The organism is Acinetobacter lwoffii (genome assembly GCF_024129115.1).
GTDB lineage: Bacteria > Pseudomonadota > Gammaproteobacteria > Pseudomonadales > Moraxellaceae > Acinetobacter > Acinetobacter lwoffii_T.
In genome coordinates, this window is the sequence record NZ_JAMXXO010000002.1 from 279,649 (window position 1) to 294,152 (window position 14,504).

The following is a 14,504-nucleotide window of genomic DNA, read 5'->3' on the forward strand; positions in this document are numbered from 1 at the left end:
GTCTTCAGGAAAAATCATGCACGAGGAATCAGGCCCGTCGTGGGGTATGCGCGGCTTACGCAAATGGCTGGGAACTGCACCCGAAACTCGCGACGAACTGCTAAAATTAGTACAAGATTCACGTCGATTTTTAGAACCCGATACTGTTGCCATGCTTGAGGGCGTTCTTGACCTCCCGGCAACCAAAATTCGTGAAGTCATGACGCCTCGCACGTCCATGATCAGCTTACAGGAAGATGATCAACTGCTGGATATCCTGCATGTACTGGTCGAGTCTGCGCATTCACGTTTTCCGGTATTTTCATCCGATCAGACCGATAATGTAGTCGGCATTCTATTGGCCAAGGATTTATTGCCTTTTCTGACTGAACCGACGGCCAAGGTCGATATTCGCGCGCTCATGCGTCAACCTTTGTTTGTTCCGGAAAGTGCCCGCTCCGATCAGGTGCTGCGCATGTTAAAGAATACCCAGACGCATATTGCGGTGGTGATTGATGAATACGGTACGACTTCGGGTCTGGTGACACTGGAAGATATTCTGGAAGAAATTGTCGGTGAAATTGAAGATGAACATGACAATGCTGACGAAGAAGCATACTACATTGTTCCGGATAACGACCCGACTACCGCCAATACCTGGGTAGTCCAAGCCCTGACTCCGATTGAGTATTTCAATAATATGCTGGATGCGACTTTCCCTGATGATGAAGTGGAAACCATGGGCGGCTTGTTATTACAGGAAATTGGTCTGGTGAGTGACCTTGAAGGTCAAACCATTGAACTGGAAAACTGGCAATTTACCATTCTTGAGGCGGATTCACGCTCTATTCATCTAATTCGAGCCGTGCGCCAATGAGAGCGTATTTCAATAAGCTGTTGAGTTCGTCTCAACAGCAAAAACCTTTGCCGCTAATCTATCCTGTTTTAATTGCCTTATTTGCAGGTGCTATCTTTAGTTTGGCACTAGCCCCTTATCATTACTGGTGGCTGGCGATTCTGTCTCCAGCACTGCTCTATGCTTGCCTGCGCGGACGTAGCGCAAAACAGGCCTTTGGCATTGGCTGGGCTTATGGGATTGGCTTGTGGTTTGTCGGCGCATTCTGGCTGTATACCTCAATTCATGTCTATGGCGATACCAGTGCATTTCTCAGCGTCGTGATGATCCTGATTATGGCGCTGGTGATGGGTCTGTTTAGTGCCGTTCAAACGTTTGTCTATCGCCGCTTTTTCCCGGAAACACCTTTAACCTTTGCCCCGCTCTGGGTGCTGTTTGAATGGTCCAAGACCTGGGTCTTTACCGGATTCCCATGGCTGTTTGCTGGTTATGCCTTTACCGAACGCTACCTAGATGCTTATGCGCCATTATTCGGGGTGTTTGGGGTATCTTTCGTGGTGATCATTCTGGCCTGTGCGCTGGTTGAGATCCTGAATAGACGCCTGTTCTGGGCCATTCCTTCCGCCATCTTGTTACTTGGTGCCTGGGGCGCAGCACAGCTGACGTTTGTTGAGCAAAAAAATCAAAAGCCTTTAACGGTTTCCCTGATTCAGGGCAATATTCCGCAAGACTTGAAATGGCTGACTGAATATCAGGTAAAGACCTTATTGATTTATGCCAATTTGAGTAAAACCGAATGGGGTCGTGATCTGATCGTCTGGCCGGAATCTTCGATTCCCATGTTCCAGACTGATATTGAAGCCTTTCTGGAGGCCATGAAAGTACAAGCTGAAAAATCAGGCACTGCATGGGTAACCGGCATTCCATATTGGGATTTAGCAGAATCACAGGCTGCAGGCTATCCAAAATATTACAATAGCATTATGGCCAGCGGAAATGAATCTGATGGGCTATACAAGAAGCAACGACTGGTTCCCTTTGGTGAATATATCCCCTTATCAGGCTGGCTGAGCTGGGTCTTGCCAGGTCTGCAAAATGATCCTTCCATGAGTGGTTTTACCCGGGGCGCAGATCATCAAAAACCATTGAATGTGAAAAATCATCCATTGGGTTCTGCAATTTGCTATGAAGTGGCCTACCCGAATTTGACCCGTCGCAATGCCAGCCAAAGTGATTTTCTGGTGACCGTGTCTAATGATGCCTGGTTTACCGGCACGGCAGGACCATTACAGCATCTGCAAATGGTGCAAATGCGTGCTAAAGAAAATGGCCGCTGGTTTATTCGCGCCACCAATACCGGTGTAACCGCCTTTATTGACCACAATGGCCACATCGTGAAAAAAGCCCCGGTGGATCAGGAAGCGGTATTACGTGGTGAACTTCCAGCCATGCAGGGCGAAACGCTGTATATGAAACTCAGTGATTGGCCAGTGATGATCTTCTCAGTTCTGCTTTTGCTTATTGGATGGCGCTTCCGTCCACGTAAAGTGGATGTCAGCTTTAAGTCAAGAAGATAATTTCTTCAAGTCCCTCTTTTACAAAGAGGGATTTAGGGGATTCCTGAATATAGCACCTTATCAATCCCTCCTAAGCTCCCTTTATGAAAGCGAAGAACACTCAAGGCAATAAAAAACCGAGGTCAATGCCTCGGCTTTTTATTACATTCAAATTTAAAACTGTGAAGCCAGATAACACAACATACTGGCAAGTGACAGCATCGGCACATGACGATAGAGCTTAACCAGTGTCTGCTCAAATACTGAACCTTGTTCGGCTTGAATGCGAACTACACTCGCGTTTAATGCGGACCAGAAACATAGGGCCAATAAACTGCTCATCAAGCTGATAGCAAAAAAGGCCACCATAATCTGGCTGCTGCCTTCGGTGCTCTGCCATAAATGGACGATTCCCTGACTGATCGGCAGCATGCTTAAAACCAGAAGAACAGATTTCAGCATCGACCAATGAAATTGATTGATTTCATCCCCTAAGATTAATGCTTTCATGTACTTCTCCGTTGGCGAGTCAAGTGCCATTCAGATCATTATGAGCTTTTTTAAATAAATAGAAAGTGTATGTTTATTCATATTTTACGAGAATTGTAATAGATAAATATGGGAATAATTCTTATTATAACTCGCATACCGTTTTTATTATTTAATTATTATAAATATCATTAACTTACATTATATTTAATAATTAAGATTTATTATCACTTCACTTCGTATTGAAATAGCTTATTCAGTGAAGTGATATATGCCATCTATCGAGAATTTATAATGATTCTCAATTAAGGCTGGTAATAAATATCAGCATCTGTTCCTTCACCACCCGATTGACCATCTGCACCAAATGAATACAGATCGAAGCTGCGACCATCGGTGCCGGGAATCACATATTGCAGTTCATTATCCCAGCTGTCTTTTGGAAAACCGCCTTTGACATAACCGCCTGGCACCCAGTTTTTTGCAGTCGCTGGCTGATTCACCAGTGCATCCAGACCGCCTTCCTGCATACTTGGATACTTGCCATTGTCCAGCTTGTATTGATCCAGTGAACCTGCAATGCTTTGTAACTTGATCACGGTGGTATCGACTTTGGCCTTTTCACCACGTCCCATCACGTTCGGAACGATCAGCGCAGCAAGCACACCGAGAATAACAATCACCACCATGACTTCGATTAAGGTAAAGCCTGTCTGTTTATTTAATTGATTCCTTTTCATTCAATCTCTCTCATTTATTTGCATCATTCAGAATTTCCACTTGAATCTTGATCACAGCAAAATTCTAACTGGCTTCTGTTTAAATCATATTATTCATATTCACAATTGGCAGCATGACCGCAATCACAATCACCAGAACAATACTGGCCATCAGCACCAGCATTAAAGGTTCCAGCAAGGCCAGTAAAGTTGAAATCAGGGTGGTCACTTCGCGATCCTGCATCTGTGAAGCACGTTCCAGCATGCGGTCCAGTTCACCAGATGCTTCACCACTTTTGATCATTTGTACCATCATCGGCGGGAAATAACCACTGCGTTCCAGTTGGGTCGCCAGGTTGCCACCTTCTGTCACCTTTTCTGCCGCCAGATTGACAGAATCCCGGATCACCCAGTTATTACTGACTGCAGCACCAATGCGCAATGCATCAACCAGAGGCACGCCAGACTGGGTCAAAATGGATAAGGTACTGGCAAAACGTGCGGCATTAATCCCGCGTGACAATTTGCCGAATAAAGGTAATTTTAAGGTCAGACGGTCAAAGGCATAATGCCCGGCGGTGGTTCTTAAAAACCGGACCAACAGGAAAATCCCCAAAGCACCACCAATCAATAAAAATGGCCAAGCAATGCGGATAAAATCACTGGCTTTCATCAAGGCCACGGTAATCCACGGCAAGGCATCTTTACTCTGGTCAAAGGTCTTGACGATATCTGGCACCACATAGGTCATCAGCCCCATCACGATCGCAAAGGACATCAGCATCAGAATAATCGGATAGATCATTGCGCCTTGGATTTTTTTCTGCATGGCAAAGCGGTTTTCGGTATAGTCTGCCAGTTGGTCCAGAATCAGGTCTAAATGCCCGGAACGTTCACCGGCGGCAATTGTGGCAATATACAGTTCTGGGAAACGTCCGGATTGCTGCAAGCCCTGCGCCAGACTATGCCCTTCCAGCACCTTGGAGCGCACCGACATTAACAGGTTTTGCACATGCACTTTTTCGCTTTGCTTGCCGACGGCGCGAATCGCTTCTTCCAGTGGAATCGCGGCTGCGACCAGCACAGATAGCTGCCGGGTCATCAGAGCCAGATCGTAGGCCGTGATGCTTTTTTCAAACCATTTTCGTCGATGCTGTAGGTCTTTTTTTTCGACAGGATCAACAGAGACCGGAATAAGTGCTTTATCCCGTAATTGTTGCCGGATCTGACGTGCAGAATCCCCCTCCAGCACGCCTTTTTGCTGCTTTCCTGAAGCATCAAGCGCAATAAACTGATATGCAGGCATTGTAATGCTCTAATTTTCCAAAATTTTGCTCAACGCTGTTGCGTCAGACCACCGAAATCATTCATATTCTTTGATATAAATTATCTGCTCACTCTAACATAATCGAACTTTAAGCACGACGAAATTTCTTCAGGATCTCCACCCCAAGATATGCAAAATTCTCACCCAGATTCAAGTCCACTTTATCGCGTACGCGTTGCTGTACCTGTGCATGTATTTGATTGTTTTGATTACACGATGAGTACAGCACAATTTGAACAGGCACAGATTGGCGCACGTGTACTGGTGTCGTTTGGTCGGCAGAATCTGGTCGGGGTGATTATCGAAAAACTATCCGCAGACACTCCTCTCGATCCGCGCTTTAAACTTAAGGCAGTGACCGAACTACTTGATGAACGCGCCATTATAGATGCCAAAGTTTTAAGTTTGTTGACATGGTCAGCGCAGTATTACCAGTTTCCGATCGGTGAAGTCGTCCACAGTGCCCTGCCGACTCTGTTGCGTCAGGGTAAGCCTTATAACCTGCTGGCCCGTACCTGGAAATTACTGGACCCTGATGCCGAGGCCAAAGTACGCCGTTCGGACAAGCAGCAGGAAGCTTACCGGATTTTAAAACTGCATCCGGTCGGGACCACTGAAAATGTGCTGAACATGGCCGGGATTGAAACCGCGACCTTAAAAGTGCTGGAGAAAAAAGAGATTTGCGCCTGTGTGCTGGAGCCACAAGATTTCAATCCGCAGCCGATGCAGCTGGCACAAATGCCGCTGACCGCCAATCCTGAACAAAAACATGCAGTCGAACAGGTATTAAAATATCGCAATCAATATCAAGCTTTTTTACTGGATGGTCTGACCGGCAGCGGTAAAACTGAAGTGTATTTGCAGATCATGGAACAGGTACTGAAACAGGGCAAACAGGTGCTGGTGCTGGTGCCGGAAATCGGCCTGACGCCGCAAACCATCAGCCGTTTTCAGTCCCGTTTTCATTGCCATATTGCGTTGCTGCATTCCGGGCTGAATGATTCCAAACGGCTACAAGCCTGGCAGTCGGCGGAAACCGGTAAAGCCTCAATCGTACTCGGTACACGTTCTGCCATTTATACCCCGATGCCGAATCTGAGCCTGATCATTCTGGATGAAGAACATGACCTGTCCTTTAAACAGCAGGAAGGCTTCCGCTATCATGCCCGCGATGTCGCCCTGTACCGCGGCCATTTACAGCAATGTCCGGTAATCTTAGGGTCAGCCACACCAAGCATTGACAGTTATGCGCTGGTGCAACATGGCAAGATGCAGGCACTGGAGCTGAACCAGCGTGCCGGCACGGCCTTGATGCCCAAAATCCATATTCTGGATTTAAAAGTTGCGCAAAAAAAGCATGGGATTAGCCTGCAATTGATTCAGGACATCAAAAAGCGCCTGGAGAAAAAAGAACAGGTGCTGATTTTTTTAAACCGCCGTGGCTATGCCCCCGTCCTGCTGTGTGGCAGCTGTGGCTGGCAGGCGAAATGTCCGCACTGTGATGCCAACTTCACTGTACACCGCCAGCCTTATCAGCATCTACATTGCCATCACTGCGGTACTATTCACCGTATGCCGGAACACTGCCCACAATGTCAGCATCAGGAACTGATTACACTGGGTATGGGCACCGGCAAAGTCGAAGAGCATCTGAATGAGCTCTTTCCGGATTTTGAGGTGATTCGGGTCGATCGCGATTCCACCAGTCGGGTCGGCAGCTGGCAAAAAATCTATGACAAGATTCAGAAAAGCGAACCTGCCATTTTGCTTGGCACCCAGATGCTGGCCAAAGGCCATCATTTTCCTTATGTGACGCTGGTGGCGATTCTGGATATCGATTCCGGTCTGCTCAGTGTGGATTTCCGTGCTACTGAACGGACTGCACAACTGATTGTGCAGGTGGCAGGCCGCGCAGGCCGTGGTGAACATAAGGGTGATGTTTACCTACAGACCCTCAGACCTGATCATGCCCTGCTGAATACCCTGGTCAATGAAAATTATCGCGTATTTGCCCAGCAAACCTTAAAAGAACGGCAGATGGCCAGAATGCCGCCCTACCGTTATGCCATCCTGATTCGCTGTGAATCCAAGGATCAGGCACAAAATACCGAATTCTTACAGAAACATGCAGCACTCCTCAGGCAATATCCTGATCTGGCGCTGGACATCTGGGGACCAATTCCTGCGCCAATGGAACGTAAGGCCGGACGCTATCAGTCGCATATGGTGCTATTGTCAGCGGATCGTCCACGTTTGCATTACTATGTGCGTAGCTGGTGGCAAAACATGCTGCAGGACAAACCTTCTAGCATGAAGCTCACGCTGGACATCGACCCTCAGGAACTGAGCTAAAAGATATTGCGCCTGAGGATCGATCTGGAATACGAAACTGCAAGTCTGGATCAAGAATAAATTTAGGGCAGGAAAATGTCGATACTGTTACAAATAACACTGGTTCTGGTCATTGCACTGTTGATAGTGCCACTGAGTAAAAGGCTCAGATTGCCAAGTGTGCTGGGCTATCTGTTAACAGGGATCATCTTAAGTCCAAGCCTTTTGCACCTGATTCAGACACCCGAAGTCATGAGTAGTTTCATGCAAGTCAGCCTGATGGCACTGATGTTCTGGATCGGCCTGCAACTCAGACCACAACGCATTGTGCAGATTAATCCCTCCCTGTGGATGATGGCTGCTTTACAGGTACTAATCAGCACCCTGATTTTCACGCTCATGGCCTGGGTTTTCCTTCAGCAAAGCCTACTCGCCAGCATTGTAATTGGACTCGCCGGCAGTTTGTCCGCCCTGACTTTGGTGATTCAACATCTCAATCATCAGGAACAGTTCGCCACCAGCTATGGTCAGCAAGCCTATTCGATTCTGCTGATTCATGCTCTGTTGGCCATTCTGGTGATTGCAGCCATTCCCTTATTTGCCGGGATTCGCTCGACCGAACATGGCGTGGCCTACTTTGCTGCCCTCATCGCGACGTTAAGCGGTCTGTTCCTGTGTAATCGTTACTTGATGCAGCCGTTGTATCGCTGGATTGCTAAAAGTGGCAGTCACGAACTGCATGCGATTGTAGCGATTGCGGTGACCTTGGCATTGTTGGTGTTAATGAATACCCTCGGCCTGAATCTATTTCTCGGTGCCTTATTTGCCGGCATTTTACTGGCAGATTCAGATTTCCGGTCTGCGGTAGAAAGCGCGATTCGGCCTTTTCAGGGTCTGTTGATGGGCCTAGCCTTTATCAGTCTGGGCATGTCACTGCACTTAGCTGATCTGCTCAATTTCCCTTGGATGATTCTCGGTGGCACCCTCATTTTAATCTTGGGCAAGTTTGCAATCAACCTGGCATTGGCGCGTTATCATCAAAATAGCTGGCGCAATAGCACCTTGTTAGCAGCCAGTCTGGCACAAGGTGGCGAATTTGCCTTACTGGCACTGGTGATTGCGGTTTCCGACCAGATTATTACGGCCGATCTACTCTCTCCCTTGCTGTGGATGGTGAGTTTTTCCTTGCTGCTGACGCCAGCATTTTATTGGTTATTGCACAGTCAGATCCTACCGCATCTGGATCGTCACAATCATCTGGCAGCGACCTTCGAAACTGATCTCAATCCTCAAGCCCATACACCAATCCTGCTGATTGGCTTTGGCCGCTTCGGGCAAATTATCGCCCGGATTTTACTGCAGCAGCAACATGCCTTTAGTGTCATGGACAGCAATGTGCCAGCCACTGAACTTCTGGCGCAGTACGATATCCCTTTCTATCAGGCGGATGCAACAGAACCCGAAGCCTTGATACAGACCGGTATTGCCACAGCACAACAGGTGATTGTGGCGATTGACGATATTGAAGACTCAATGCTGATCGTGCGGCATCTGCGGCTGAATTATCCTGAAACCTGTTTATGGGTCCGCGCCCGTGATCGACATCATGTGCATTTATTGCAGGATTTGGGCGTGAAACATATCTGGCGTGAAACTTATCTTTCCGCCCTGGAACTCAGTCAAGCCTTATTAACCCAGCTCAATCCTGACCCGGAAGAAAGCCTGCAACAGATTCAAAACTTCCGTGAACAGGATGAAAAGTTGCTCAATAGTCAATATCATCTGGATCCGGATGAACATCCAAATTATGAAAATCAGCGGAGCAGTTTAGCCGAACTGGAGCATCTGTTTGCCCAGGATCAACGCCATAAAGTGCAAAAACAGGCTACACCGCAGCAACAGGATACAAACAGCGCAGGAATTGATACGTTAAGAGATGAACTGTCCTAACTTGTGTTTTACAATAATGACACCATTAAAGCAGGGTTATGGAGAATTTTATGTCTGATTTACGCCAACGCTTTTTTATTGAAGATAGCCCTGTTCGTGGTGAAGTGGTGCATCTTGAAGAAGCTTTACAAACCATTTTAGCGCAACGTGACTATGCACCTGCAGTTAAAATCCTGCTAGGTGAAATGCTCAGTGCCACTGCACTGCTAGCCAGCACATTGAAGATTAAAGGGCGTATCAGCCTGCAAATTCAGGCATCAGGCACATTTAAATGGGCCATGGCTGAATGTAACCATTTGGGTGAAGTTCGCGCTCTGGCTGACTATGAAGAAGATCCGCACTTTCTGGTTGGTGAAGACAGCAGTACCGTGTTGAAGTCACTCACCTCTCCGGTGCTGTTCATCAATATCGAACCAGAGTTTGGTGAGCGTTATCAAGGGATCGTACCCCTTGATAAAGAAAATTTGGCGGGCTGTCTGATGCAATATTATGACCTGTCTGCACAGATTCCAACGCGCATTGTGCTGGCGAGCGACCATCAGCGTGCAGGTGGTTTACTGATTCAGCTGTTACCACGTAATAGTGAAGAAGAACAACGCTGGGTAGATGAAGACCTATGGCCACGTCTGACCATGCTCACAGAGACCCTGAAAACTGAAGAGTTAGTCGGTTTGCAAGCCACTGATATTCTGTACCGTTTATATAACGAAGAAGAAGTGCGTCTGCCAGATACGGAAGTGTTGAAGTTCGGTTGTACCTGCTCTAAAGAGCGTTGTGAAGTCGCTTTACAGCAAATCGGCATAGAGTCGATCCGTGAAACGCTGGAATTCCAGAATCCGATCGAAATGGACTGTCAGTTCTGTAATAGCCAATATACTTTTACCGCTGAAGAAGCCTTGGGTCTATTTGGTAAACACCTGAGCTAAGCAGTTCTAATCCTTAAGTTTAAAAGCATTCCTAGGAATGCTTTTTTTTATATTTTAAAACCTATGGGACTGAGTTCAACAGAGCGTATTCTCCTACAGTAGAAAACCTGTCTACCCCCTGAATCAAACTCTCCTGTAAATCCAATCCAAAAATTCCAGTTAAATTATAAGATTATTCACATTAACAAAACCTAAATATTCATCATTTTCAAAGAATTATGAGAAAAACTGCACAGTTTATACTCTTGATTTAATTATGCTTTTAAAATAGATTAGAGCAATAATTCTAAAATGAATACATCATCAATTTAACAGGTATGTTATGAGAAAATTATTGAATACTCTAGTAATGGGGATGAGTTTAATCGCAGTTTCTAGCTTGGCCTTTGCCTATGAAGATCCATTATTGGGTAAATGGAAAACCATCGATGATCAATCGGGCTATTCTCGTGCGGATGTGGAAATTCGCAAGAAAGCAGATGGCAGTTATGAAGGAGTGATTGTCGAAACACGCAGCTTGCCTGGCGCAGAAAAAATGGGAATTTGTCATAAATGTCCAGGTCAGCTTAAGAACAAGCCTTTTCTAGGCCTGCCGTTTATCTGGGATTTTAAGGCAGATCCGAAAAAGCCACGTGAATACCATGATGGCAAAGTACTTGATCCGATCAGTGGCAAAGTTTATAAGGGTAAAGCACGCTTAAGTGCTAATGGCAAACGTCTGACCTTACGTGGTTATGTGGGGGTATCAGTGATTGGCCGCAGTGTCACCTGGGTAAAATATTAATTTCAGAAAGATTTTCAAAGCCCCTGTATTTGGGGCTTTTTTCTTTGTCATGATTTGAAACAATAAGGTACAAATAAAAACTGTTTTGGGGCAAGTAAAGTCATAATAATGGATCGAAGACGGTTATTTTTTATCCATTTATGATGATCAATTTTCAGCCTTGTTCAATTTTGCCCTCTGGTCTGCTTTACAGCCCTGATATGGCACCCTCTATTCAACACAGGAAAGTGATTGAATACGCTTTGTCGATAACACATAAAATTATAAAAACCACTTCAGCTTTAACCTTCTTTGCCTCGCATGCTGCTGATAGATATCCGATCAGACCGACTGACTCATCAACTACCAGTGCATCCCGACTCTTCACTCATGATCATTTGAGTCATCACTCTGAGTCTGCATGTCCAAGGATTGGAAAGCGTTCTATTTTAGCACCTTCCCTTTCTCCGGATTTTGCACACTTGGCTGTTTAAGGAGTAGACCCATGACTACGATTCAGTACCAAGAAAGTTTTTCCCACGGTTATACCCCCTCAGAAATTATGGACGATCGTTCATTTGACTTGATCCACTTTGCAGAAGCCTGTGGACAAAGCCCGGAATGGGTCATGCAGTTAATTGAACATGGAATTTTACCAAATCGTTCTACAACCCCGACCAGCACTTTCCTCGGTGAAGATATCTCGCGTGCACAACGCGCCTATCGCCTGCAACGCGATTTTGATGCCTCATTTAGCGCCGTTGCCATGATGCTGGACCTCATTGATGAAGTGCAGGAGTTACGCCGCGAGGTCAAACATTTGCACTTCAAGTAAATCCTTTTCATGTTCTGTCGATCTGCATTTTTCAGTGCAGATCAGAACATATTTATATTTAATTTTATGATTAGAGTATAAGAATCCCTATGAAAACCAAAGATTGCAATAAGAAAATCAAATACATGTTTCCCGAATACCGCGACTTGATTGTGCAACTTCGCGAGGAAAATCCCTATTTTGCCAAGTTATTCGAGGAACATAACGAGTTGGACAAAGAAATCAGCCAGCTTGAACTTGATCCAGTCAATCATATCAACAATGATATTGAGGCGATCAAGCGTAAAAAACTGAAATTAAAAGATGAAATTTATCGTTTGTTAAAAAGCTCTGAAGCAGATCCCTTAACCTGAGATCAACTGAACACCACATTCAGACCAATACTGAAGCATAAAAAAGCCCTGAGCCAGCCAAAGTAAACACTTTGACCAATCTCAGGGCTTTTTTATTGTTATTCACATGAGTTTTCCCATGTGAATATTTTAAGAATTAAACTTGTTCGATGTCTTTCATCGTCAATTTGATACGGCCACGGTTATCAACATCCGCAACCTGTACTTTCACTTCTTGACCTTCTTTCAATACATCTGCCACGTTCGCAATACGTTCGTTTGAGATTTGAGAGATGTGAAGCAAGCCATCAGTACCTGGCAGGATATTTACGAACGCACCGAATTCAACGATACGAATCACTTTACCTGTATAAATTGTACCTGGCTCGATTTCAGCAGTAAGTGCCTGGATCTTGGCAACTGCAGCTTGCGCAGCCGCTTTAGTTTCACCAAATACGCGAACTGTACCGTTATCTTCGATATCGATCGCTGCTTTAGTTTCTTCAGTAATTGCACGAATGGTCGCGCCGCCTTTACCGATCACATCACGGATTTTATCCGGGTTGATGTTGATCACCTGGAAGGTCGGTGCGTGCATCGAAATTTCAGGACGCGCACGTGAAATCACTTGGTTCATCTCATTCAAGATGTGCATACGACCCGCATAAGCCTGGTTCAATGCAGATTCCATGATCTCTTCAGTGATGCCTTCGATCTTGATGTCCATTTGTAGCGCAGTAATACCGTTTGCAGAACCCGCTACTTTAAAGTCCATGTCGCCCAAGTGATCTTCATCACCCAAGATGTCAGAAAGAACTGCGAAACGTTCGCCTTCTTTCACTAGACCCATCGCAATACCTGCAACTGGTGCTTTAAGCGGAACACCGGCATCCATCAATGACAATGATGCACCACATACAGACGCCATTGAAGACGAACCGTTTGATTCAGTGATGTCAGATACGATACGGATCACATACGGGAAGCGGTCAGCAGCAGGAAGTACAGCCTGAACACCACGACGTGCCAGACGACCGTGACCAATCTCACGACGCTTAGGACCAGATTCACGACCTGTTTCACCTACAGAGTATGCAGGGAAGTTGTAGTGCAACATGAAGTTGTCAGTTTTGGTACCTGCAAGGGTATCAACCATCAACGCATCACGTGTATTACCCAAAGTCGTTGTGACCAAGGCTTGAGTTTCACCACGTGTGAACAATGCAGAACCGTGAGCACGATCCAATACGCCTACTTGTACGTCGATTGCACGAACAGTTTTAGTATCACGACCATCGATACGTGGCTTACCAGACAGGATGTTGTCACGTACAGTACGGTATTTAAGGTCTTCGAACAGCTCATTTACTTCTTCTGCAATGCCAGTTTCGTCATTTTCAGGAACGAACTGTGCAACTGCTTCTGCATAAAGCGCGTCAAGTGCCGCATAACGGTCTTGCTTAACTGCAATCGTGTAAGCTTCAGAGATTTTCGCTTCGAATGCTTCTTTCAATTTACCAAGAAGTTCTTCATTTTTAACTGGAGCAACCCAAGTTGACTCAACCGCGCCTGCAGCTGCAGCAAATTCTTTGATCGCCTGGATCGCAATTTGCATTTCGTCATGACCGAACAATACAGCGCCCAGCATTTGGTCTTCTGAAAGTTCTTTCGCTTCAGATTCAACCATCAATACTGCAGTTTCAGTACCCGCAACAACAAGATCAAGATCAGACTCTTTAAGTTGTTCAAGGTTTGGGTTCAGGATGTATTCACCGTTGATTAAACCAACGCGCGCGCCACCAATCGGACCACGGAAAGGCGTACCAGCGATAGACAATGCAGCTGAAGTACCCAACATTGCAGCAATGTCAGCATCCATGGTTTTATCAGAAGAAATCACAGTTGCAGTCACTTGAATTTCGTTGAAGTAACCTTCTGGGAACAACGGACGAATTGGACGGTCAATCAGACGTGAAATCAAAGTTTCAGCTTCAGACTGACGGCCTTCACGCTTGCCATAACCACCCGGGATACGACCAGCAGCATATTGCTTTTCTTGATAGTTTACAGTCAATGGGAAGAAATCTTGACCTGCTTTTGCTTTAGGCTGTGCCACAACAGCAACAAGTACTTGTACGCCGCCCATGGTGATCACAACAGTGTTTGCCTGACGGGCAACACGACCTGTTTCCAGAATAACGTTGTGCTGACCGAATTGGAATTCTTTACGAATAATATTAAACATTGACATGTTTTATTTTTCCTAGTTCTTGTGAACAATTATTCTAGTGGAGACCCCTAAGGTTTGGCATTCATGACCATATGGACGAGTAAATGACAAAGCTTAGAAGCCGACCTCACCAGATTAAATACTATTTTTAAACACAAAGAAGGAGCGAAACATTCGCCCCTTCCACTGGCTTAGCGCAAAGCTAAGCCGA

At 45.8% G+C, this 14,504-nt stretch carries 12 protein-coding genes; 8 read left to right on the forward strand and 4 right to left on the reverse strand.

Annotated features, from left to right (window positions below; translation table 11 throughout):
- Window positions 1-16 precede the first annotated feature (16 nt).
- Together NI470_RS03890 and lnt are read left to right on the forward strand one after the other, a co-directional pair.
- Window positions 17-856: an HlyC/CorC family transporter gene (locus NI470_RS03890; RefSeq protein ID WP_004278564.1), complete on the forward strand. Its 840-nt coding sequence runs from the start codon at window positions 17-19 to the stop codon at window positions 854-856.
- Window positions 853-2,412 carry an apolipoprotein N-acyltransferase gene (lnt, locus tag NI470_RS03895; protein WP_253147752.1) on the forward strand — a complete coding sequence of 520 codons (1,560 nt, stop codon included), beginning with the start codon at window positions 853-855 and terminating at the stop codon, window positions 2,410-2,412. Before NI470_RS03890 ends, lnt begins: the two co-directional genes overlap by 4 nt.
- A 153-nt stretch (window positions 2,413-2,565) precedes the next feature.
- On the opposite strand, the gene NI470_RS03900 is transcribed toward lnt, so the two are convergent.
- From NI470_RS03900 to gspF, 3 genes are all read right to left on the reverse strand, one after another.
- Window positions 2,566-2,901, reverse strand: a complete 336-nt coding sequence (locus tag NI470_RS03900) for a hypothetical protein (protein WP_044111784.1) — start codon at window positions 2,899-2,901, stop codon at window positions 2,566-2,568.
- A gap of 284 nt (window positions 2,902-3,185) precedes the next feature.
- Window positions 3,186-3,620 (reverse strand): type II secretion system major pseudopilin GspG, encoded by a 435-nt coding sequence (gene gspG / locus NI470_RS03905; RefSeq protein WP_004278567.1) that lies wholly within the window; start codon window positions 3,618-3,620, stop codon window positions 3,186-3,188.
- A gap of 79 nt (window positions 3,621-3,699) precedes the next feature.
- Window positions 3,700-4,905, reverse strand: a complete 1,206-nt coding sequence (gene gspF / locus NI470_RS03910) for a type II secretion system inner membrane protein GspF (RefSeq protein WP_253147753.1) — start codon at window positions 4,903-4,905, stop codon at window positions 3,700-3,702.
- Between the two features lie 150 nt (window positions 4,906-5,055).
- Here gspF and NI470_RS03915 point away from each other — a divergent pair, with 150 nt between their 5' ends.
- The 6 genes from NI470_RS03915 (at window position 5,056) to NI470_RS03940 (ending at window position 12,084) form a co-directional block, all read left to right on the forward strand.
- A complete protein-coding gene (locus NI470_RS03915) occupies window positions 5,056-7,278 on the forward strand; it encodes a primosomal protein N' (protein WP_253147754.1) in 2,223 nt (740 codons plus the stop codon).
- Window positions 7,279-7,353: 75 nt separating this feature from the next.
- Window positions 7,354-9,207, forward strand: a complete 1,854-nt coding sequence (locus tag NI470_RS03920; protein WP_253147755.1) for a cation:proton antiporter domain-containing protein — start codon at window positions 7,354-7,356, stop codon at window positions 9,205-9,207.
- Between the two features lie 50 nt (window positions 9,208-9,257).
- Window positions 9,258-10,133: an Hsp33 family molecular chaperone HslO gene (gene hslO / locus NI470_RS03925; RefSeq protein ID WP_253147756.1), complete on the forward strand. Its 876-nt coding sequence runs from the start codon at window positions 9,258-9,260 to the stop codon at window positions 10,131-10,133.
- A gap of 322 nt (window positions 10,134-10,455) precedes the next feature.
- Window positions 10,456-10,917 carry a DUF2147 domain-containing protein gene (locus tag NI470_RS03930; RefSeq protein WP_148334810.1) on the forward strand — a complete coding sequence of 154 codons (462 nt, stop codon included), beginning with the start codon at window positions 10,456-10,458 and terminating at the stop codon, window positions 10,915-10,917.
- A gap of 484 nt (window positions 10,918-11,401) precedes the next feature.
- Complete coding sequence (locus NI470_RS03935; protein ID WP_004278573.1) at window positions 11,402-11,731, forward strand: chaperone modulator CbpM; 330 nt, start codon at window positions 11,402-11,404, stop codon at window positions 11,729-11,731.
- 89 nt (window positions 11,732-11,820) lie between these two features.
- Entirely contained in the window at window positions 11,821-12,084 is a 264-nt protein-coding gene (locus NI470_RS03940) for an HP1242/YdcH family protein (RefSeq protein ID WP_004729352.1), read from the forward strand.
- 136 nt (window positions 12,085-12,220) lie between these two features.
- On the opposite strand, the gene pnp is transcribed toward NI470_RS03940, so the two are convergent.
- Window positions 12,221-14,308: a polyribonucleotide nucleotidyltransferase gene (gene pnp, locus NI470_RS03945; protein ID WP_171054287.1), complete on the reverse strand. Its 2,088-nt coding sequence runs from the start codon at window positions 14,306-14,308 to the stop codon at window positions 12,221-12,223.
- Between the last annotated feature and the right edge of the window lie 196 nt (window positions 14,309-14,504).